At 59.3% G+C, this 19,905-nt stretch carries 25 protein-coding genes; 18 read left to right on the top strand and 7 right to left on the bottom strand.

Annotation, left to right across the window (positions count from 1 at the left end; all coding sequences use genetic code 11):
* Positions 1-3: 3 nt before the first annotated feature.
* Positions 4-972, top strand: coding sequence for an FKBP-type peptidyl-prolyl cis-trans isomerase (locus tag ABD937_RS11595; RefSeq protein ID WP_345255879.1), 969 nt, complete (start codon positions 4-6; stop codon positions 970-972).
* Positions 973-1,216: 244 nt separating this feature from the next.
* On the opposite strand, the gene folP is transcribed toward ABD937_RS11595, so the two are convergent.
* A complete protein-coding gene (gene folP / locus ABD937_RS11590) occupies positions 1,217-2,053 on the bottom strand; it encodes a dihydropteroate synthase (protein ID WP_345255878.1) in 837 nt (278 codons plus the stop codon).
* 109 nt (positions 2,054-2,162) lie between these two features.
* On the opposite strand from folP, the gene ABD937_RS11585 reads away from it, so the two are divergent.
* From ABD937_RS11585 to ABD937_RS11570, 4 genes are all read left to right on the top strand, one after another.
* Positions 2,163-2,732: a DUF1599 domain-containing protein gene (locus tag ABD937_RS11585; protein WP_345255877.1), complete on the top strand. Its 570-nt coding sequence runs from the start codon at positions 2,163-2,165 to the stop codon at positions 2,730-2,732.
* 5 nt (positions 2,733-2,737) lie between these two features.
* Positions 2,738-3,889 carry a BT_3928 family protein gene (locus ABD937_RS11580; protein WP_345255876.1) on the top strand — a complete coding sequence of 384 codons (1,152 nt, stop codon included), beginning with the start codon at positions 2,738-2,740 and terminating at the stop codon, positions 3,887-3,889.
* Positions 3,890-4,065: 176 nt separating this feature from the next.
* Positions 4,066-5,106 (top strand): ABC transporter permease, encoded by a 1,041-nt coding sequence (locus ABD937_RS11575; protein ID WP_345255875.1) that lies wholly within the window; start codon positions 4,066-4,068, stop codon positions 5,104-5,106.
* Positions 5,107-5,237: 131 nt separating this feature from the next.
* Positions 5,238-5,675 carry a CBS domain-containing protein gene (locus ABD937_RS11570; protein ID WP_345255874.1) on the top strand — a complete coding sequence of 146 codons (438 nt, stop codon included), beginning with the start codon at positions 5,238-5,240 and terminating at the stop codon, positions 5,673-5,675.
* Positions 5,676-5,677: 2 nt separating this feature from the next.
* Here ABD937_RS11570 and ABD937_RS11565 read toward each other — a convergent pair whose 3' ends face one another.
* Together ABD937_RS11565 and recF are read right to left on the bottom strand one after the other, a co-directional pair.
* Positions 5,678-5,959 carry a DciA family protein gene (locus ABD937_RS11565; protein WP_345255873.1) on the bottom strand — a complete coding sequence of 94 codons (282 nt, stop codon included), beginning with the start codon at positions 5,957-5,959 and terminating at the stop codon, positions 5,678-5,680.
* Positions 5,960-6,066: 107 nt separating this feature from the next.
* Positions 6,067-7,155 carry a DNA replication/repair protein RecF gene (gene recF / locus ABD937_RS11560; RefSeq protein ID WP_345255872.1) on the bottom strand — a complete coding sequence of 363 codons (1,089 nt, stop codon included), beginning with the start codon at positions 7,153-7,155 and terminating at the stop codon, positions 6,067-6,069.
* A 136-nt stretch (positions 7,156-7,291) separates the two neighbouring features.
* Between recF and ABD937_RS11555 the strand changes: the two genes are divergently transcribed.
* The 5 genes from ABD937_RS11555 to ABD937_RS11535 all read left to right on the top strand — a co-directional run bounded on the left by ABD937_RS11555 (position 7,292) and on the right by ABD937_RS11535 (position 11,009).
* On the top strand, positions 7,292-7,663 hold the full coding sequence (locus ABD937_RS11555; protein ID WP_345255871.1) for a hypothetical protein: 372 nt from the start codon (positions 7,292-7,294) through the stop codon (positions 7,661-7,663).
* A 369-nt stretch (positions 7,664-8,032) separates the two neighbouring features.
* Complete coding sequence (gene pdhA, locus ABD937_RS11550) at positions 8,033-9,028, top strand: pyruvate dehydrogenase (acetyl-transferring) E1 component subunit alpha (RefSeq protein WP_345255870.1); 996 nt, start codon at positions 8,033-8,035, stop codon at positions 9,026-9,028.
* A 44-nt stretch (positions 9,029-9,072) separates the two neighbouring features.
* Positions 9,073-9,774, top strand: coding sequence for a tetratricopeptide repeat protein (locus ABD937_RS11545; protein ID WP_345255869.1), 702 nt, complete (start codon positions 9,073-9,075; stop codon positions 9,772-9,774).
* Between the two features lie 9 nt (positions 9,775-9,783).
* Positions 9,784-10,293, top strand: coding sequence for a 6,7-dimethyl-8-ribityllumazine synthase (ribH, locus tag ABD937_RS11540; protein WP_345255868.1), 510 nt, complete (start codon positions 9,784-9,786; stop codon positions 10,291-10,293).
* A complete protein-coding gene (locus ABD937_RS11535; protein ID WP_345255867.1) occupies positions 10,290-11,009 on the top strand; it encodes a (Fe-S)-binding protein in 720 nt (239 codons plus the stop codon). Before ribH ends, ABD937_RS11535 begins: the two co-directional genes overlap by 4 nt.
* A gap of 279 nt (positions 11,010-11,288) precedes the next feature.
* Here ABD937_RS11535 and ABD937_RS11530 read toward each other — a convergent pair whose 3' ends face one another.
* The gene (locus ABD937_RS11530) at positions 11,289-11,876 is read right to left on the bottom strand and encodes a fasciclin domain-containing protein (RefSeq protein WP_345255866.1); all 588 of its coding nucleotides are present in this window, start codon (positions 11,874-11,876) and stop codon (positions 11,289-11,291) included.
* Positions 11,877-12,016: 140 nt separating this feature from the next.
* Between ABD937_RS11530 and ABD937_RS11525 the strand changes: the two genes are divergently transcribed.
* Both ABD937_RS11525 and ABD937_RS11520 read left to right on the top strand, forming a co-directional pair.
* A complete protein-coding gene (locus ABD937_RS11525) occupies positions 12,017-12,430 on the top strand; it encodes an EVE domain-containing protein (protein WP_345255865.1) in 414 nt (137 codons plus the stop codon).
* Between the two features lie 88 nt (positions 12,431-12,518).
* Positions 12,519-12,953 carry a hypothetical protein gene (locus ABD937_RS11520; protein ID WP_345255864.1) on the top strand — a complete coding sequence of 145 codons (435 nt, stop codon included), beginning with the start codon at positions 12,519-12,521 and terminating at the stop codon, positions 12,951-12,953.
* On the opposite strand, the gene ABD937_RS11515 is transcribed toward ABD937_RS11520, so the two are convergent.
* Positions 12,929-13,828, bottom strand: a complete 900-nt coding sequence (locus ABD937_RS11515) for a CPBP family glutamic-type intramembrane protease (protein WP_345255863.1) — start codon at positions 13,826-13,828, stop codon at positions 12,929-12,931. The genes ABD937_RS11520 and ABD937_RS11515 overlap by 25 nt on opposite strands.
* A gap of 68 nt (positions 13,829-13,896) precedes the next feature.
* Between ABD937_RS11515 and ABD937_RS11510 the strand changes: the two genes are divergently transcribed.
* Positions 13,897-14,286: a hypothetical protein gene (locus ABD937_RS11510; RefSeq protein WP_345255862.1), complete on the top strand. Its 390-nt coding sequence runs from the start codon at positions 13,897-13,899 to the stop codon at positions 14,284-14,286.
* A gap of 76 nt (positions 14,287-14,362) precedes the next feature.
* Complete coding sequence (locus tag ABD937_RS11505; protein WP_345255861.1) at positions 14,363-14,839, top strand: GAF domain-containing protein; 477 nt, start codon at positions 14,363-14,365, stop codon at positions 14,837-14,839.
* 87 nt (positions 14,840-14,926) lie between these two features.
* Here ABD937_RS11505 and ABD937_RS11500 read toward each other — a convergent pair whose 3' ends face one another.
* A complete protein-coding gene (locus ABD937_RS11500; protein WP_345255860.1) occupies positions 14,927-16,480 on the bottom strand; it encodes a sensor histidine kinase in 1,554 nt (517 codons plus the stop codon).
* 190 nt (positions 16,481-16,670) lie between these two features.
* Here ABD937_RS11500 and ABD937_RS11495 point away from each other — a divergent pair, with 190 nt between their 5' ends.
* Positions 16,671-18,065: a S41 family peptidase gene (locus tag ABD937_RS11495; protein WP_345255859.1), complete on the top strand. Its 1,395-nt coding sequence runs from the start codon at positions 16,671-16,673 to the stop codon at positions 18,063-18,065.
* A gap of 29 nt (positions 18,066-18,094) precedes the next feature.
* Here ABD937_RS11495 and ABD937_RS11490 read toward each other — a convergent pair whose 3' ends face one another.
* Positions 18,095-18,352, bottom strand: a complete 258-nt coding sequence (locus ABD937_RS11490; protein ID WP_345255858.1) for a hypothetical protein — start codon at positions 18,350-18,352, stop codon at positions 18,095-18,097.
* Between the two features lie 114 nt (positions 18,353-18,466).
* On the opposite strand from ABD937_RS11490, the gene ABD937_RS11485 reads away from it, so the two are divergent.
* From ABD937_RS11485 to ABD937_RS11475, 3 genes are all read left to right on the top strand, one after another.
* The gene (locus ABD937_RS11485; protein ID WP_345255857.1) at positions 18,467-18,694 is read left to right on the top strand and encodes a hypothetical protein; all 228 of its coding nucleotides are present in this window, start codon (positions 18,467-18,469) and stop codon (positions 18,692-18,694) included.
* Between the two features lie 10 nt (positions 18,695-18,704).
* The gene (locus ABD937_RS11480; RefSeq protein ID WP_345255856.1) at positions 18,705-18,905 is read left to right on the top strand and encodes a hypothetical protein; all 201 of its coding nucleotides are present in this window, start codon (positions 18,705-18,707) and stop codon (positions 18,903-18,905) included.
* A gap of 83 nt (positions 18,906-18,988) precedes the next feature.
* Positions 18,989-19,792, top strand: a complete 804-nt coding sequence (locus ABD937_RS11475) for a class I SAM-dependent methyltransferase (RefSeq protein ID WP_345255855.1) — start codon at positions 18,989-18,991, stop codon at positions 19,790-19,792.
* Positions 19,793-19,905 lie beyond the last annotated feature (113 nt).

Here is a 19,905-nt window from a genome sequence, read left to right as displayed (position 1 = left end):
TACATGCATTTCAAGAACCTGCTTCCGGCAGCCGCCCTGGCCCTTCTGGCCGCCGGCTGCAACAACGTTGATTTCAAGAAGACCCGCGGCGGGATGCCATATAAGCTGTACACCAAGGGCGGCACCAAGGTGAAGCCGGGCGAGGTAATGAAGATCCACTTCACGCAAAAGGTGAACGACAGCACGCTGCACTCCACCTACACCACCGGCCCCATCTATTTCGACTATACCGGCCAGACCACGCCTTATGACCTCACCGAGGTGTTCCCCCTGCTCCATAAGAACGACTCCGTGGTGGCCGTACAGGTCATCGACTCGCTCATCAAGCGTGTGGCCGGTGGACAGCTGCCTCCCGGCTTCAAGAAGGGCGACAAGATCACGACCAATTTCAAGGTGATCAACATCTTCCCGAACCGCGATGCTGCCCGCGCCGACGAAACGGCCGAGCGCGAGAAGCGTTTCCAGTCGGATACCAAAGTGCAGGCGCAACTGCAGCAGGATATCCAGGCCCTTACCGCACTGCTGCAGCAGCAAGGCATCCAGGCACAGAAAACCCCCTCGGGCGTATTTGTGCAGGTGCTGGCCCCCGGCGCCGGACCGGCCGTGAAGAAGGGCGACTTCGTAAGCATCCGCTACCGTGGTACTACGGTTGATGGCAAGGAGTTCGACTCCAATATGGACACGACTGGTGGCGCACCCAAGCCGCCGCTGCAGTTCCCGGTAGGCGAAGGCCAGATGATCAAAGGCTTCGACGAGGCCGTGCAGCTGCTGAAGAAGGGCGACCGCGCGCGCATCTGGATCCCCTCGCCGCTGGCCTATGGCGCCAATTCGCCCTCACCCGCGATCGCGCCCAACTCCAACCTCATTTTCGAGCTCTTCGTAACCGACGTAGCCGATAAGGCCGCCATGCCGCAGCCGCGCGCAGGTGCCGGTGCCGGCGGCCACAGCGCCGACGACGGACATGGACATTGAGTTCGGGAATCGGCAATCGGCAATCGGGAATCGGCAATCCGTTCCCACGGCAAAAAGCCCCTCGGATCCGAGGGGCTTTTTGCGGTCGATGCCGGAACGCCGGGCGCCAATCAATTATCGATGGAATGGACGCATCGGGGGGTGCAAGATCCAGAGAGGTTCACAAGGGTTTACGAAGGTTGGAGCCGGAACCAAACCCTTCTAAACCCTTCTAAACCCTCCTGAACCCTTCTAAACCTTTGTATCACCCCATTACTTCCCGCACCAACTTCACGGCTTCCATCGCTTCTCTGACATCATGTACACGAAGGACGTTCGCGCCACGCGCGAGCGCGAGGGTGTGCAGCACTGTGCTCCCGTTGAGCGCTTCCTCCGGCGTTATCCCAAGCGTCTTATAGATCGTTCCTTTCCGCGAGATGCCGACCATAACCGGGCAGCCGAGCTCTTGGAAAAAGTCGAGGCGCTGGAGCAGCTGGAAATTGTGGGCGATCGTTTTGCCGAACCCGAAGCCGGGATCCACGATCACGTCGGCGATACCAAGGTGGCGTAATTCCGAAAGCTTGCGGTTCAGCGCATCGAAGACCTCGGTCACCACGTCGGTGTATTGGGGCGCGCCCTGCATGGTCTTCGGGTCGCCCTGCATGTGCATCAGCACATAGGGAACGCGGAGTTCAGCGACGGCCTGCAGCATGCCGGGATCGAGGGCGCCGGCACTGATGTCGTTGACCAGCACGGCGCCGGCGGCCACGGCCTCCCGGGCCACGCGGGCATAGAACGTATCGATGGACACGAGCGCGAGCGGGAAGTTGCGACACACGGCGATGACTGCCGGCAGCACCCGCGCGAGCTCTTCCTCCTCCGACACGCGCTCCGAGCCCGGCCGCGTGCTTTGCCCGCCGATATCCAGGAAGGTGGCGCCCTGCAGCAACATTTCTTCCGCGCGGCCCAGGAGCTCGGCTTCCTGCTGCACCCGGCTACCGGCGAAGAAGGAATCGGGTGTGGCGTTGAGGATGCCCATCACGGCGGGCTTTTCGAGTGGCAGCAGTCGGCCGCGGCAGTTGAGCGTATATGGGATCGTCATGGCTGGAGCAAGATGAAAGAAACGTCGTGCGCAAAGAAAACCGCTCACGGCTGACGGCCCACGGCTCACGTTCCCTACTTTTGAAGCTAAAGTAGCAAATCGCCACCGAATGAATGTACCCGAGCGCGCTGCGGACCGGACCTCCGGGCAATATGATGCCGCCCTTGCACACTGCCACGACCTGTTTGCCAAAAAGACGAAAGACTACGGCACCGCGTGGCGCGTGCTTCGGCCCATCTCCATCGTCGACCAGATCTTCATCAAGGCCCAGCGGATCCGCACCATCCAGGAGAAAGGCGCCCAGCGGATCGGTGACGACATCCGCTCCGAATTTGTCGGCATCGCCAACTATGCCATCATCGGCCTCATTCAGCTGCAACTGCCCGACGATGGCGCCGAGGAGCTGTCTGTAGACCGTACGTTGACCTTCTATGAAAAAGCGGCAGCGCAAGCGAAGGCACTCATGCAGAACAAGAACCACGACTACGGCGAGGCCTGGCGCAGCATGTCGCAGGAAAGCTTTACCGACCTCATCCTGATGAAGCTGGCCCGCATCCGGCAGATCCTGGCCAACAAGGGGCAAACGCTCGTGAGCGAAGGCATCGACGCCAACTACTACGATATCCTGAACTACGCGCTCTTCGCCCTCATCCTGATGGACGAAGGCACGCACAAATGAATGCTATGAGAATCGCTGTCAACACGGTCCGCATCCTGGTGGGCGTACTCTTCATCGTCTCGGGACTGGTAAAGGCCAACGACCCGCACGGCCTCAGCTACAAAATGCAGGAGTTCTTCGAAGTCTGGATCGCATCGCTTGAAACGTCCACGTTCTTCGCGCGTACGGCGCTCATGTCCTTGTTTCATTTCCTCACCGCGCATTCGCTCGGGCTATCGGTATTGATGAACGCACTCGAAATCATTGCCGGCGTGGCGCTGTTGCTTGGCTGGTGGCGCCGCGGCGTGCTCTACGGGCTGCTGGCACTCATCGTGTTCTTCACGTTCCTGACGGCCTATGCCTTCCTCTCGGGCAAGTTCAAGAACTGCGGCTGCTTCGGCGACTGCCTGCCCATACCGCCGCTGGCTTCCTTCTTCAAGGACGTGGCCTTGCTGCTGCTCATCATCTTCCTGATCATTTTCCAGCGCTACCTGCAGCCCCTGCTGACGCGTCAGGGGCGTCTTTTTGTGCTGGCCGTATCCGTAGTGTTCGCCTTCGGCTTCCAGCAGCTCATGCTCCGCAACCTCCCGATCGCGGATTGCCTGCCCTTCAAGAAAGGCAACAACATCGAGGCGCAGATGAAGATCCCGGCGGGCGCCGTCACCGACTCCTTTGCCACCGTGATGGTGTATGCGAAAGGAGGGAAGGAGTACGAGTTCGATGCGGCAAAGCTGCCCGACGACTGGGCTACGTATAAGTACGTGCGCATGAGCACAAAGCAGGTGCGCAAAGGCAATGCGGAGCCGCCGATCAAGGGCTTCTCGCTGATGGGTCTCGACGGCAACGACTATACGATGCCGGTTCTGTATGAGCCGAAGGCCGTGCTCGTATTCGCCCTGCACTTCAGGGACCTCAACAGCTGGCTGCCCGATATCAAGGCGCTGTACGAAAAGGCCCGCAAGCAGAACGTTCCCTTCTTCGTCGTGTCCCACCTCGCCAGCGAGGGAAAGATCCAGCTTTCCGCCGCGGGTCTGCCCGACGTGATGGTGGTGAGCTGCGACATCACGCCCGTGCGCAGCGCCGCCCGTGTCAACCCCACCGTATACCTGCTCGAGAAAGGAACCGTGACCGAGAAGGTCGCCTACCACCGCGCCGATCGCATTATCAAACGGCTTTAGCGAAAAGGGTTTTGAAAGGTTTTGAAGGGTTTTGGGAAGTTTTGAGAAGTTGTGTTAGAGCCGCAACCCTCGAAACCACTTTGAACCTTCCTAAACCCACCTGAACTTTTCTGAACCTTTTTATTGGCACATCAGCACATTACCCCATTAGCACATTAATTCCCTACCTTGCTTCGGTGCTGCGCTACCTGCTCAAAAAGATCGTGTATGGCTTCTTCGTCCTGCTGGGCGTGGTGGTGCTGGTGTTTGCGCTCTTCCAGGGCTTCGGCGATCCCGCGCAGCTCGTGATGGGGCAGACCGGCAATAAGGCCACCGAGGCGGCCATCCGCAAGGAGCTCTACCTCGACCGGTCCAAGACGGCCCAGTTCGCGCACTACCTCAATGACCTGTCCCCCATCAGCCGGTATTCCGAAGCCGAGCAGCAGGAGCGGGCCATCCCGGGCTGGCGCGTCGGGGGCAACTGGGTACTGAAGGCGCCCTACCTGCGCCGTTCGTACCAGACGAAGCGGCCCGTGGGCGAGATGCTCGCGCAGGCGCTTCCCGGCACCCTGATGCTGGCTACGGCGGCCATGCTGCTGGCCGTGCTGCTGGGCATTCCGCTGGGCATGCTGGCGGCAGTACGCAAGGGTTCCTGGCTCGACACTTCGGCCATCGTCACGAGCATTCTCGGGATTTCGGCGCCGTCCTTTTTCATGGGGATCATCATCGCCTACGTATTCGGCTTCCTGCTCACCGGCTGGACCGGGCTTTCGCTCACCGGCTCCTGGTTTGCCATCGACATGCAGGGGCAGCGCCGGTTGACGCTCCAGAACCTCATTCTGCCCGCTATCACCCTCGGCATCCGCCCCCTGGCCATCATCACGCAGCTCACCCGCAGCGCGCTCCTCGACGTGCTCCAGCAGGATTATATCCGCACTGCTTATGCAAAGGGTCTTGGCCAGCGAACGGTACTGTGGCGGCATGCGTTGCGCAATGCGCTCAACCCGGTCATCACGGCCATTACCGGCTGGTTTGCCGAGCTGCTCGCGGGTGCCTTTTTCATCGAGTACATCTTCGGGTGGCAGGGCATCGGCAAGCTCACGGTGGATGCATTGGAGAAGCTCGACTTCCCGGTAGTGATGGGGTCGGTGCTGCTCTCCGCCACGTTCTTCATCTTCGTGAACCTGCTGGCCGACATCCTGTACGGCGTGGTGGATCCGCGCGTGCGTCTTAGTTGAGGTTAGAGTGGTATTTTGGCGTGTCTTTGGTACACAAAGCATCTTTCGTATGGTAAAAGGATTTAATTTTACCCCTGACCATACAGTACCCTCCATCCACCCCGGAGCCCTGACCCATAAAACCCTTAACCATGGAAAGAGTAGCAGACGTGCTTCGTCACAAGTATCCCCAGTTTAACACGACTACTTCACGGCGCAAGGTCACCGAGGCCCTGCACCAGATGCATTGCGAGAATGTAGATTACCTGATCGTACTCGACGACGAGCGCTTCATGGGCGTGCTTACCGAGCACGACATCACGGAAAAGCTCCTGTACCGCTCCGGTGAGCTGGAAACTGCCTGTGTCAAGGATTTCATGAGCACCTACCTGCCGGTTGCCACCAACAACGACACGCTCGAGTATTGCATGCAGCTGATGGAGCGCTACAACGTGCGCCATGTGGCGGTATATGATCGCTTTAATTTCAAGGGAGTGGTTTCTTCGCACGACCTCATGAAGGCTGCGCTTTCGAAGCGCCAGGAATTCTTCGAGGAAGAGCAGGTCAAGACCTTTTCCTGGAACTACTGATCCTACTGGATCACGACTTGTTGCACCACTTTTTCTCCCAAAGCTTCGTTCACACGAAGCTTTATTTTTTCCTTCTGGAAGTTCAATTCCTGCTTGAGCGGGGCTACGTTCGTAGTAATGAACAGGGTACCGTTGATGATGGCAATGCGCTCCGTGTATTTGGAGATCGTTTTGCCCATGAGGTTCTCCCAGATATCGGTGATCTGCATGGCCTGGATGTCGCCTTTGATGCGGCTGCCTTGCAAAAACTGTTGAATTGCGTCACCGAGGGAGTATTGGGCCATGATTCAAAAGTACAGGTTCTTGAGGTTCTGACGGTTCTTAAGGTTCCACTTGTCCCCTGCGCCAATCCTGCAAAACCTTCAGAACCCTAAAAACCCTAAGAACCTCCCTATAGTTCAATGATCTGGAACGGCCGCCCCAGCGCCTCCAGCTGCTTCGTGAGCCGCGCGCAGTTCGTATCGGTGATAAAGATCTGCGCGTCCTCGTCGGTGGCCACGCGCTTGAGGAGGTTGCCGATGCGCTCCTCGTCCAGCTTTTCGAAGACGTCGTCGAGCAGCAGGAGGGGAGCCAGGCGCTTCTCATTCCGTAGCACCGCAACCTCGGCCAGCTTCAGGGCAAAGAGCAGGCTCTTGCGCTGTCCCTGCGAGGCGATGCTCTTGAACGGCTGATTTCCCATCTGGAAAACGAGGTCGTCGCGGTGAATGCCGCCGGATGTGCGCTGCAACACGAGGTCTTTCTGCCGGTTGTACCGCAGGAGGCCGGCAAAGTCGTTCACCAGCAGCTGGCTTTCGTAAATAAGCTGCAGCGGCTCGTAGCTCTGCGCGATGTCGTTGTACAGGTGTTTTACCTCGGCCAGGAATCCGAGTAGGAAACGCTCGCGACGGGCGAAGATCTTATTGCCTTCCGTAAGCAACTGCTCGTCGAGGATGTCGAGCACCGAAAGGTCGCGGCTCCCGAGTCCGTCGTGGTAGTTCTTCAGGAACGAGTTGCGCTGCTGGAGGATCTTGTTGTAGCTGATGAGGCTCTGCAGGTAGGCAGGGTCGAGCTGGGAGAGGAGGGTGTCGATAAACTTGCGGCGCTCTTCGGAGCCGCCGATGATGAGCTGCACGTCGTCGGGGGCGATCACCACGCAGGGATAGCGGCCGATGTGCTGCGAAAAGCGGGAATAGGCCTGCTCGTTCACGGTGAACTCCTTGCGTCCCGTTTCCCGGAGCACGCACACCGCTTTTTCGTCTTTGCCCTGCAGCTTGAAGTGGCCTTCGAGCCGGAAGCCCTGGTGGCCGTGCTGCGGCACCAGCTGGTCGATGCGGGTGAAATAGCTTTTGGTGAAGCAGAGGTAGTGGATCGCGTCGAGCAGGTTGGTCTTGCCGCGGCCGTTGCGCCCGCAGATGCCCACGATGCGCTCGGTGAACCGGTATTCCTGGTGGAAGTAGTTCTTGAACTGGAGGAGCGATATGGCGGTGATCGAAAGCGACAAGGAAGGGGAAGTTAACGAAGTATTTTCACCGCTAAGAAAAGAAGAAAACAAGGTATTCGCTAAGTGTAGTTTTTCGTAAACATGCACTTGTTCCGCGTGGACGCAACTTTCCGCTGATGCTGCTTGTTCCGCTGCGATGAAACAATTCCTGTTCCTCTGTGTACTCGCCCTGCTGCACGGGGCGACCGCAGCACAAAAAGAGATCACGGTCCGGTTCAGCAACGACTATAACCACGTGTACCACCTGGCCCTGATCGTCTACAAGCCCGACGGGACCGGCGAAACCCGGGTCAGCAACCTCGAGCCGAAGGCGGAAAAGTCGTACACCTATCCGGCCGGAACCGAGCTCTACATCGCCGACTACCGGCAGGAAGCTTTTGCCATGAGAGGCAACGACATCCGCAAAACCGGGGTGAAGCCGGCCTTCGTGCTGCGCGGAGACCAGCCCCGGTTAATCGTTCAACTGAGCACGCTCGCATCCGGCAGCGGCCAAGCTCCTAACCGGTAGCAGGCGGACGTGTTTGCCAAAAAGAGCGTCACCCTATTTCTCTGATCCTGAGGTCAGCATGGACGCTGCTGTTCAAATCCCTTGCGGCTGCGTCGGGGATATTTTTGGAAGTCGTCACCATCACAAACGGCACTGCGAACGACCGGTCATTGGTCGGGAAAAGTAGGTTTTTCAAACGGGTTGAGCACTCCGGGCTACCATCCGCCATCCATTCGTCTCCCCTTAGCGAAAACCATAGCCGCTGCTTTTCGTCGCGGTTAAAAAACCTTGTTTCCCTTTAAATCCCTCTTTTTCAGCCTTTAAATTCCACCGGGCGTCCCATCCAACTCCCGACAGAAACCCTTATTTTTGCCGCTCAAATTTGGACCCGTGTCGACTAAATACACGAAAGAAACGTATCTGTACTGGTATGAGCTCATGCAGCTGATTCGCCAGTTCGAGCTCATGGCCGAAGAGAAATACAAGATGGAAGGCAAGATCCGGGGCTTTTTCCACGCCTACGTAGGGCAGGAAGCGATCGCCGCCGGCTGCATGACCGCCACGCGTCCCGAAGACCCGTTCATCACCGCCTACCGCGACCACGGGCTCGCCATTGCCAAGGGCATCTCCGTCAACTCCTGCATGGCCGAACTCTATGGCAAGGCCACCGGCTGCGCCAAGGGCAAAGGCGGATCGATGCACTTCTTCAGCAAGGAACACCACTTCTACGGCGGCCACGGCATCGTGGGTGCCCAGATCGGTACCGGCGCGGGCCTCGCCTTCGCCGAGAAATACAAGGGCACCGATAACGTGTGCCTCGCTTACTTCGGCGACGGCGCCGCACGCCAGGGCATGCTCCACGAGACCTTCAACCTGGCCATGACCTGGAAGCTCCCCGTGATCTTCATCTGCGAGAACAACAACTACGCGATGGGTACCTCGGTACAGCGTACGTCCAACATCGTCGACATCTACAAGCTTGCCGACGCCTACGAGATGCCGAGCGACGTCATCGACGGCATGAGCGCCGAGGCGGTGCACGAAGGCGTGAGCCGCGCCGTGAAGCGCGCCCGTGAAGGCGACGGCCCGACCTTGCTCGAGATCAAGACCTACCGCTACAAAGGCCACTCCATCTCCGACCCGCAGAAATACCGCACGAAGGAAGAAGTGGAAGAATACAAAGGCAAGGACCCCATCACCGCCCTCCTGGCCACCATCCGGGAAAACGGCCTCGCTACCGACGAGGAGATCGCGGCCATCGACAAGCGCGTCGAGGAAGCGGTAACCGAAAGCGTCAAGTTTGCCGAGGAATCGCCCTGGCCCAACGACGACGAAGTGCTGAAAGACGTGTATGTAGACCAGAATTACCCCTTCATCGTTGACTGATGTACCCCAACACTAAAACTGACAACTCCTCAAAACTCCGAACAATGGCTGAAACGAAAGTAGTGACCCCCGCCCCCCGTGAAGACCACGAGATCGTGGTGGACCGTGCCAAAGATTTCTGGACACGCAACAACCGCCTGATCATGATGCTGGGTCTCGGCGTCATCCTGCTGGGTGGTGGCTACCTGGGCTACAAGAAGCTCGTGAAAGAGCCCAACGAAGTAAAGGCTTCCGAAGCCATGTTCCGCGCCGAGAACTACTACCGCGCCGACTCGCTCAACCTCGCCCTCAACGGCGACGGCCAGGCTCCCGGCTTCCTGAAGGTGATCAGCCAGTACGGCGGCACCAAGGCCGGCAACCTCGCCCACTTCTATGCCGGCAGCATCTACCTGCAGCAGGGCGACGCCGCCAAGGCAGCAAAGCACCTCGGCGAGTTCGAGACCGACGCCGCCCAGGTTCAGGCCCGCGCCTACAAGCTGCTGGGCGATGCCTATGCCGAGCAGAACAAGGCCGGCGATGCCCTCAGCGCTTACAAGAAGGCCGCCCACCATTTTGAGCAGGACGAGGTGAACGCTTCGGAGTACCTCTTCCTGGCCGCTTACTATGCGCAGCGCGTGGCCAACAACCCCAAAGAAGCGTCTGACCTGTTCCGCGAGCTGAAAAACAAATATCCCCGCAGCACCCGCGGCGCCGAGGCCGACAAGTTCCTCGCCCAGCTGGGTGTGTACAGCACCGAAAAAAAATAAGCGCGCCCAATGGCTGACGTAAGCGAAAGCAAATTGTACGACTTTAACGAGGGCATCCCGGATTTTCAGGATGCCCTCGTTGTATTGGTAAAGACCGAATGGAACGCCGCCGTCGTGGATGCCCTCGAAGAGGGTGCCATTCGCGTGCTGCGCCGCAACGGGCTGCGCACCGAGACGCTGCTCGTGCCCGGTGCCGTTGAGATTCCCTTCGCCATCCAGCATTACTGGAACTCGGTGAAGAAGAAAGACCGCCCGGCAGCCTTTATCGCGCTGGGCTGCGTGGTGCGCGGCGATACCCCCCATTTCGAATACGTATGCCAGGCGGTAACGCAGGGCGTAACGGGGCTGAACCTCGAGCTCCCGGTGCCCACCATCTTCGGCGTGCTCACGGTCAACAACCAGGAGCAGGCCGACGAGCGCATCGGCGGCCGCCACGGCCACAAAGGCGAAGAGGCGGGCATCACCGCCCTTAAAATGATCCACCTGAGCCGCCGGCTCAAAAAGAGGAACGAAGGATGACCGTCCAGCTTTTTATTCCCTGCTTCGTCGACCAGCTTTATCCCGATACGGCCTTCAACATGGTGAAAGTGCTGGAGAAGGCCGGCTGCAGCGTACGTTATAACCCTTCGCAGACCTGTTGCGGGCAGCCGGCCTTCAATGCCGGCTTCTGGGACGATGCGCGCCAGGTGTGCGGCAAATTTTTGTCCGACTTCAACCCGGAGCAGCCCATCGTGGCACCCAGCGCCTCCTGCGTCGGCTTTGTGCGCAACTATTACGGCAAGCTGTTCCAGGACTCCTCGCTGCACCACCAGGTGCAAGCCATCAGCAAGAACATCTACGAGTTCAGCGACTTCCTCGTGAATGTACTGGGCGTGACCGACTTCGGTGCGAAACTGCCCGGGAAGGCCACCTACCACGACTCCTGCGCTGCGCTCCGTGAATGCAAGATCAAGCAGGAGCCCCGCCTGCTCCTTCAACACGTCGAAGGGCTCGAGCTTACCGAGCTCCAGGATGTAGAGACCTGTTGCGGCTTCGGCGGCACCTTCGCCGTCAAGTTCGAGCCCATCTCCATCGGCATGGGCGAGCAAAAAGTGGAGCATGCCCTCGCCACGGAAGCAGCATACCTCATCTCCACCGACCTCAGCTGCCTCATGCACCTGCAGGGCTATATCGACAACCGCAAGGCCCCCATCAAAACGATGCACCTCGCCGACGTGCTGGCCTCTGGCTGGTGACGGCCCCGGCCCCCTGTCCCCCGAAGGGGGAACTTCGGTCGCGGCTTTTCGTAGGGTAGCTGAGATTACTAAAGAGGAGAAATATTCAATTTTCAATGCTCAATTTTCAGGTTGGTTACTCTTGATCTTTGGTTATTGAGTATTCAGCATTGAAAATTTCAAAGTAGAAAGCCCCGACACCGTCGGGGCTTTCGTATAAAAAAAGCTTTGAGCAAAGACTGAAGCAGGAATGAATGAGCCACCTAAGTTCCCCCTTCGGGGGACAGGGGGCCGGAGCCGTCAGGGCATCAGCACTTTATCGACGACGTGGATCACCCCGTTCTTCTGGAACACGTTCGCAATCGTGATCTGGGCAGTGCCTCCTTTTTCATCCTTTACCCACCAGCGGCCGGCCTCGTCCTTCATGATCCAGAGCTTCGCACCCTGCACCGTGGTGAGCTCCGCTTTTCCTCCGTTCTTGCGCGCGGCCTTCTCGAGTTGCTTGCTGTCGAGGCGGCCGGGTACCACGTGGTAGGTGAGGATGGAAGTCAGCGTCGCCTTGTTCTCGGGCTTTACGAGGTTATCGACCGTGCCGGCGGGGAGGAGATTGAACGCTGCATTGGTCGGGGCGAACACGGTGAAGGGACCGGCACCTTGCAGGGTCTCCACCAGGCCGGCGGCCTTTACGGCGGCTACCAGCGTGGTATGGTCGGCCGAGTTGACGGCGTTCTCTACGATATTCTTGCTCGGGTACATCGGCGCGCCGCCTACCGTCACGGTACGCTCGCTTTTCTTGGTCGTGTGCATGGCCGCATCGTTCTGGGCATAGGAAGCACTGGACAATACGAGGCCTGCCAGCAGCAATGCTGTCATCTGGATCTTTTTCATAAAAGGGGGTTTTATTGATTGGTTTGTGAAGGGTGCTTGCGACTGTCGCTTTGTTGCATCAGATACGCAGCACAGGCACTGTCTGGATTTGGAGAAACCCATTTTTTTCACCTTAATTTCGCCCGCATCAAAACCTGCTTATGGCCTATTGGTTGATCAAGTCCGAGCCGTTCAAATACAGCTGGGAGCAGTTCGAGAAAGACGGCGTCACGTTCTGGGACGGGGTGCGCAACTATGCCGCCCGCAACAACCTCCGCGCAATGAAGAAGGGCGATGAGCTGTTCTTTTACCACAGCAACGAAGGGCTCGAGATCGTCGGGATCGCCAAAGTAGTGAAGGAAGCGTACCAGGACCCAACCACGGATGAGGACGCCTGGGTGGTGGTCGACGTAAAGCCGGTGAAGCGACTTAAAAACCCGGTATCGCTGAAAGCTATCAAGGCCGATCCGCGGCTGGAGCAGATGGCATTGCTTCGCCTCAGCCGTCTTTCGGTGCAGCCCGTGACCGAAGCGGAGTACGGCATCGTGCTGGAGCTCGCCGGCATGAAACGTTGATGATCTTAACAAATCCGGCGGGTTACTTTTTCGCGGTTCGCGGTATTCAGGGTACAGGCCTGTACTTCATCAAACTAAAAACCGCAACATGAAAAAGTTCATCCCGCTGCTCGTGGCAGCCGCTACCGTATTTGTACTGTCTGCCTGCTCCTCTTTCGGAACCCGTAAAGCCGGCCCAACCCTGCAGGACGTCTGGCGACTTGATTCCGTAGCGCTCCTCGATACTGCCGACACCGAGGCCGCGATGGTCGTGTTCCTGCATGCCTTTTCCCGCAAGGATTCCGTTCCAACGTTTTTCGCGTTCACCAGCGACAGTTTGCGCATCATCGAGGGCAGCATGGTGCAGCGCTACCGCTATACACAAGAGGGAGCCAGGCTGCTCGTGCAGGACAGCACCCTGCAGGAAGTAGCGGTGACGGACCTGAGCGATTCAACACTGGTCCTGAACTCGGGGAATAAGGTGCGCCTGCATCTGCGCCGGGTCAGCTCCGGGCCCGCTCAGGAGGAAAGCCGTCCGAGGTAGCCGCCCAACTCCATCAGCCAGGCAATGCCCAGGTGCACCAGCAAGCCACCCCAGATGCTCCGGGAGTGAAAGGTGGCCACGCCCAGCACGATGCCCCCGAAGAAGGAGGAGATGCATTCGCCGAGCGGCTTCCCGAAGTGGATGGCGCAATAGAACACCGCCATCGGCAACACGGCGCCCGTGCCCAGGTAGCGCGCAAAGGCAAGTACGAGAAAGCCCCGGAAGAACAGCTCGATCGTGATGAAATCACTGCCGTAGGATAATTCGTAAAGCAGCTGTTTGGAAAGGGAAGCGGCCCGCACCGGCGCCAGGTGCTGGAACTTCGGATAGGTGGCGAGAAAATCGGCCTGCGTAGAAGCGAGTGCTACCAGCGGTACCATGAAGAGCAACATGCCCCAGTACGGGCGCAGGCTGCCCCCCGCGCCGGTGCCATAGAAGGGGGCGTCGCGGTGGTAGCGGCGCCAGAGCACGTACAGTAGTACTACGGTGAGCAGGAGCTTGGCCGGGTAATACAGCACCAGGTTCCAGTACCGGTTGTCGAGCGGCACCGGGTGCAGCGGCAGGTTCAGGGGCAGTGCCAGCTTGAGCGCAAAGATGAGGGGAGCGGCGAGCAGCAGCACCAGATAACCAGGCTTGCGCAGCAGGCGGCCCGCCCCTGATCCCGACTGCAACCACACCGGCACGGCAAACGCAACCGCAAAGAGCAGCCACCAGAGCAGGAGGCGCGGTGCAGTAGGCGTGTCCATCAGCGCCCGCTCGAGCCCGAAATAGTAGTTGGTCCAAACAAGTAGCCCCGTAAAGAGCAGTACGGCAGCCGCCACCACCGGCCGCACGGAGCGTACGAAGTTCCATAGGTATCCGGCGATCGTTCTCATGCGGCCATAAAGTTTTAACCTCGTTTAACCGGCGGGCGCGCTAACTTACGGCTTCAAAACAGATTGACATGAAAAAGCTCCTCCTCCTGGTGGCCCTCGCCGTCGGGATCTCCTCCACCTCCCTGTATGCCCAGGAGCAGCGCGACCCCGCTGCCCAGGCCCAGCGCATGAAAGAGCGCATCAAGCCCGCCCTGATCGAGAAAGTGAAGCTGACCGACGAGCAGGCCGAAAAGGTCATCGAGATCAATATGGACGTGCGCCGCCAGATGCGCGAGACCCGCGAGCTTTCCGGCGATGAGCGCAAGGCAAAGGCCGTCGCCATCGACGTGGACCGCGACAAGCGCTACAAGGCCATCCCGCTTACCGACGACCAGGTGAAGGCCGTGAACGACTTCTTCGACGCGCTGCGCCAGCAGGCACGCCAGAACCGCGAGGGCGGTAACGGCGGTAACCGCTGATCCTCCGCTTATATCTTGTTAAAAGCTGCTCCCCGGGGCAGCTTTTCATTTTACTTTGCGGCATCAACCCCACTACATGGCAGAAGACCTCCACATCAGCTCCGGCAGCAAGGAAGAACAATACCGCGACCTCATCCCGCAGATCAAGGGATTGATCGAAGGCGAGCCCGACCTCGTGGCCAACCTGGCTAACGTGGCGGCGGCGCTGAAGGAGCAGTTCGGCTGGTTTTGGGTCGGCTTTTACCTCGTGAAAGGAGAGGAGCTCGTGCTCGGCCCCTTCCAGGGCCCCGTGGCCTGTACCCGGATCCGCAAGGGACGCGGCGTCTGCGGCAGCAGCTGGGCCGAGGCCCGTACCCTCATCGTTCCCGACGTGGAAGCCTTTCCCGGACATATCGCCTGCAGCTCGCTCTCCCGTTCCGAAATCGTGGTGCCCATTATCCGCAATAATACGGTGCTGGGTGTGCTCGACGTCGACAGCAGCGCGCTCGATACCTACGACGAGACCGACCGTCGCTTCCTCGAAGAGATTGTGTCCCTGATCCCCATGTCCTGACGATCACACCTCCATCAAAAAATCAAAACCCCGCTCCGGCGGGGTTTCCTGTTTCGACGGGGGCCATCACCCGGCGCAGTCCTTTGCTCATTGCTGCGACGGCCCGGGCAGGTAGATGAGGAAGCGCGCCCCTTCTCCGGGGCGGCCTTCGGCATGGATAAAGCCCTCATGATTCTCGACCACCTTCTGCACAATGGCGAGCCCGATGCCGGTGCCTTCGTATTCGGAGCGGCCGTGAAGGCGCTGGAACAGCTGGAAGATCCGACGGGCATGCTGCTGCTCGAACCCGAGCCCGTTATCGGCTACCTCCAGCACATAGTATTGCTGCGCGCCTTCTTTGCCCGGCCAATCTTCCGGAAGCGAACGGGTTGCCTGAACGCCGCACCTGATCTGTACTTCGGGTGCGGCCTCCTCGCGCGAATATTTCAATGCATTGCCGATGAGGTTCTGGAACAGCTGCCGCAGCTGAAGCTTATCGCCCCGGATCGTGGGCAGCGTTTCGGTCCGAACCGTGGCGGCCTTTTCCGTGATGCGGGTTTCAAGATCGCTCAGGACGTCGTTTACGACGGCGTTGAGGTCCACTTCCTCTACCTGGGAGCGACGCGCCGAAACCCGGGAATAGGCGAGCAGGTCGTCGATCAGGATCCGCATGCGGCGGGTGGCGTTTTCCATGCGCTCGAGCATCGCCGCACCGTTGCTGCCGAGGGCGTCCAGGTAGCTTTCTTTCAGCCTGTTGGAAAAGAAGTGGATCTTCCGGAGAGGTTCCTGCAGGTCGTGGGACGCGGCATAGGCAAACTCTTCCAGGTTGGCGTTGGAGCGTTTCAGCTCTTCCACCATGCCCTGTAGCTGCAATTGGAGCTTCTTCTCCGCGGTATGATCGGTAAAGGTGACCAGGATGCCATCCGGCTGTCGGGTAGCCTGTATGTTGAGCCAGACATCGATGCCGTCGTCGTTGTAGTGAAATTCGAACAGGTCGGTGTCGCCGTTTTCATAGGTCCGGCGGTAGCGATCAAACAGCCCGTTTTTCTTGTACGACGGAAACCACTTGCTGCCGAGGTCACCGGTAAGGGCGTCGGGCGTTTGCCCCACGTATTCGGTGAAGCGCGGGTTGCAGACACCGAAGCGGAAATCGGTGATGGTACCGCTGGCGTCGCGCTCCGGGTGAAAGGTGAACACACCCGCCTGTACCACGTTCATGATCGACTGCAGGCGGCTTGCCGCCTCCTCGGTGCGCTGCTGGTTGCGCCGGTTCTCGGAAATGTTCACAAAAGTGACCACGAGGGCATCGTCCTGCGGCGCAACGCCGAGGTCGAACCAGCCTTCCAGCGCCTCGTCTTTGTAATAAAGCTCGCAGCGCACTACGGTGCCGGACTGCAGCGCGTGCACATAAGCGTCGAAAAAACCTTGCTCCTTATAGGCCGGGAAAAGCGTGCTCAGCAGCGGGTGATCGCCCGGGTCGAGCGCGAAGCCGACATGCTGCTTCGAGGAAGCGTTACTGGCTGCAACGGTAAAGTCGGTGACCACGCCGGATGCGTCGCGCACGGGCTCGAGCAGCATGATCCCATGCATGGACGCATCGAGCATCGATTGCACGAGCCGGGCATGCCGGTTTTCGCGGGAGTCAGTAGAAAAATAAGACATGGCCAGGGTTAGGTGAGCAAGATAAGGCAATGCCAGCGCGGCCGCACGGATGAGCCCGGGTCAGAACGGGAAAAGCTACCGGAATGTTGTGTTTTCTTTTGATTTATAAGCTGTTAAAAGCAGGCCAGGGTTGCCCTTTCAGCGCGGTTTTTGCCCATAGAGGCAAACCTCGAAAACCTCGTATCCTCATATGCAGAATCTGAAAAAATCCTTCCTGGCGGTAGCTGTGCTGGCCACCGGGATGCTCTTCTCCTGTAAGAAGACCGATGTAGCGCAAAACAACCTAGCACCTGCTTCGCCCGATGCCCCCGCAGGGCCGGTAACTGCTTCCGATAGGGACACGGCCGCCGGCTATTCGCGCGACATCTACCTCTGGAATACGCAAATTCCTTCGTCGTTCAGCTCGTCGGCCTATGCCGATCTGGGAGCGATGATGACGGGCCTCCGCCAGTACAGCACCGAGCCCGGGTTTAGCGGCCCGGTTGACAAGTGGAGCTTTGCCGTTAAGAAAACCGACTGGGATGCTACGGCATCCGGCAGTGCCGGCGACTTTGGGTTGAACGTATTCTTCAGGACCGCTAACGACCTTCGCGTGAAGCATGTGGAGCCCGCTTCCCCGGCCGGCCGTGCCGGCGTGCGGAGAGGCTGGCAGATCGTGAAGATCAACGGTTCCAGCAATATTTCCACCAACAACACGAGCTTCGTGTCGCAGGCGGTTTTCCAGAGCACGAGCGGTTCTTTCACCTTCGTGAAGCCCGACAACAGCCAGGTAACGCTGAACCTGAATGCAGGTGTGTACCAGGAGCGACCGGTAGTGCTGAGCAAGGTCATCAACCACGAAGGCCGTAAGGTGGGATATTTTGTCTTTAACTCTTTCATGGGGGATACCAATGCGGTGTTCAATGAGTTCCGGAACTCGTTCTCGAACTTTGCGTCCGCAGGCATCCAGGACCTGGTGGTGGACCTCCGCTATAATGGCGGAGGCTATGTAACGATGCAGGAAAAGCTGGCCAACTATATTGCGCCTTCCTCGGCCAGCGGCAACCTCATGATGCGTCAGCAGTTCAACGCCCGCAACAGCCAGTACAACGAGAACACCAACTTCAGCAAGCTCGGCTCCCTCAACCTGCCCCGCGTCTTCTTCATCGTGAGCAAGAGCACGGCTTCGGCCAGCGAGCTGCTCATCAATAACCTGAAGCCCTACATGAACGTGGTGCTGGTAGGCCCGAGCCCCACGCACGGCAAGCCGGTGGGCTTCTTCCCGATCCCGGTGAAGGACTGGTATATCTTCCCCGTGTCGTTTAAAACGGTGAACAAGAACGGCGAAGGCTCTTATTTCGGTGGTATCCCGGTGAACGCGATCGTTCCCGACGGCCTCGACAAAGACTGGGGCGACCCGTCGGAGTCGGCGCTGAATGCTGCCCTCCAATATTCGGTTACCGGTGCCTTCGGTATGGCGGGCCGTTCCGAGGAAACGCGGACCCTGACCCAGGACCCGCAGGTACGCCGCGGTAATGAGAAGCTCGACGAGCACACCTTCAAAGGGGAGATCGACACCCGGGGTATGCGCCCGAAGAAACCCTAACCAGGTGACGCATTACAAAAAAGGTCCTGCTAGCGAGCAGGACCTTTTTTGTGACAGGAGGTGGCAGCGCCACCCTTCTTTTTCCGGGCTTTCGGGGCTAAAGTTTTTTTCGGGGCCGGTGCCGTGGAGTTGGCCAGTTGCCGGCTGTCGTGAATGAAGCGGTCGGCCTTTGCTTCCTGGGCTTTGCGCTGCGGGTCGCGCAGGGCGCCTTCGACGGCGCCCTTTTCCTGTGCCGACGCACCGAGCAGTGCGCTGCTGAAGACGAGTGCGAGGAGGTATTTTTTCATAGGGTCTTTTGGGAAAGAGGGCGATGCCGGAAGAATGGTTGCGGCGGCGCCTGTTTTTAGCATTCGGGACTATTGCGGCATAGTATTAGGGTCGGTACCAACAAACAAATGATCATGACAACAAGAAACAGGGGCGGCGCGCCGGAGGGCGGCAGCGGTCGCCACGAGCACCCGCTGCGGCAGGAGATTCCCGCCTCGGAGCGCGAACGCGCCGAAGCTGCCCATGAGGCTGCCGAGCACGATATCGCCGAGGACGCAGATCTGTCGATCCACAGCCCCAACGACGACCTTGACGAAGGAGAGACCGCGCGTCTGGGCGAAGACAAGACTGACCTCGTTTAAATGCACCGCTATGGCACTACCAGACGAAAAAAAGCACTTCGAAAGCGCAGGAACGGGTCGCCGCCTGACGGATGAGGAAGCTACCCAGGCCGCGAGGGAACCGGGAACTGGCGACCCGGGCGGGCAGGGCGCTCATCCGGGCCTTACCGACAGCCCTTCCGGTGATGGATGGGCGGAGAACAAGATCGCGACCTCGCTCGACGATGAGTAGCGATACGGCCGGGCAGTAGGGTTTTACCAACGCATGCCCGATGAATGGCCACCGGGAACGCTACCTTTGGACGAAACACCGTTATGTCCACCGCTGCCACATATGCTGGCTCCGTGCCGGAGCATTACGAGTCTTCGCTCGGGCCGATCCTGTTCGAGCCCTACGCGCAGGCGCTGGCCGCGCTTGTGCCGGAAGGGGCGGGGCAGCTGCTGGAGCTTGCCTGCGGCACCGGCCGCCTCACGCGGCACCTGTTGCCCCGGCTCCCTGCCGGAGGCACCCTGGAGGCCTCGGACCTCAACCCGGACATGCTCGCGGTAGCGAAGCGCCTGCTGCAGGATCCGCGCCTGCGCTGGTCGGTGGCCGATGCGCAGGAACTCCCCTTTGCCGAAGGCCGGTTCGATGCGGTGCTTTGCGGGTTCGGGTTGATGTTCGTTCCGGACAAGCCGAAGGCCCTGCGGGAGATGCACCGCGTACTCCGGCCCGGCGGCCGCCTGCTCGCTACCACCTGGGATTCGATGGCGCAGAATCCACGCGCGGCCATCATTGCGGAGGTCATGGAGGAGGTGCTTGGGCCGGCGGCGCCCGATTTTCTCTCGGTCGGGCCTTACTCGCTGTACGACGCGGAGCTGCTGCATGGGCTGCTGCAGGCTGCCGGCTTCAGGGCCGTCAGGATCGAAAAGCGGGCACTCGAGAGCCGGTGTACCGATGCGGCCGCCCTCGTCAACGGGTATGTGGACGGCTCACCGCTCGGCCAGTACCTCGACCGCAAGGGGGGCCATTTACGGGCGATGATCAAGAAAAGGCTGCTTGACGCCTTCGGGCGCCAATCAAAAATTTATGGAACACGCGTCCCGATGCAGGCCCTCCTGATCGAAGCCTCGAAATAAGTGCTCAAGATGCGCGCGACCAGTTGAGGGAACTGCCGGAGCTGTAAAACAGTTCCAATCCGAAACAGATCCTAGATCATAGATCATAGATCACAGATCCGACATCTGACATC

The sequence above is a fragment of the Flaviaestuariibacter amylovorans genome (assembly GCF_039541815.1).
In the GTDB taxonomy this organism is placed as follows: domain Bacteria; phylum Bacteroidota; class Bacteroidia; order Chitinophagales; family Chitinophagaceae; genus Flavisolibacter; species Flavisolibacter amylovorans.
The sequence above is the reverse complement of the archived record's forward strand: the minus strand, read 5'-3'. Positions and strand labels throughout refer to the sequence as shown.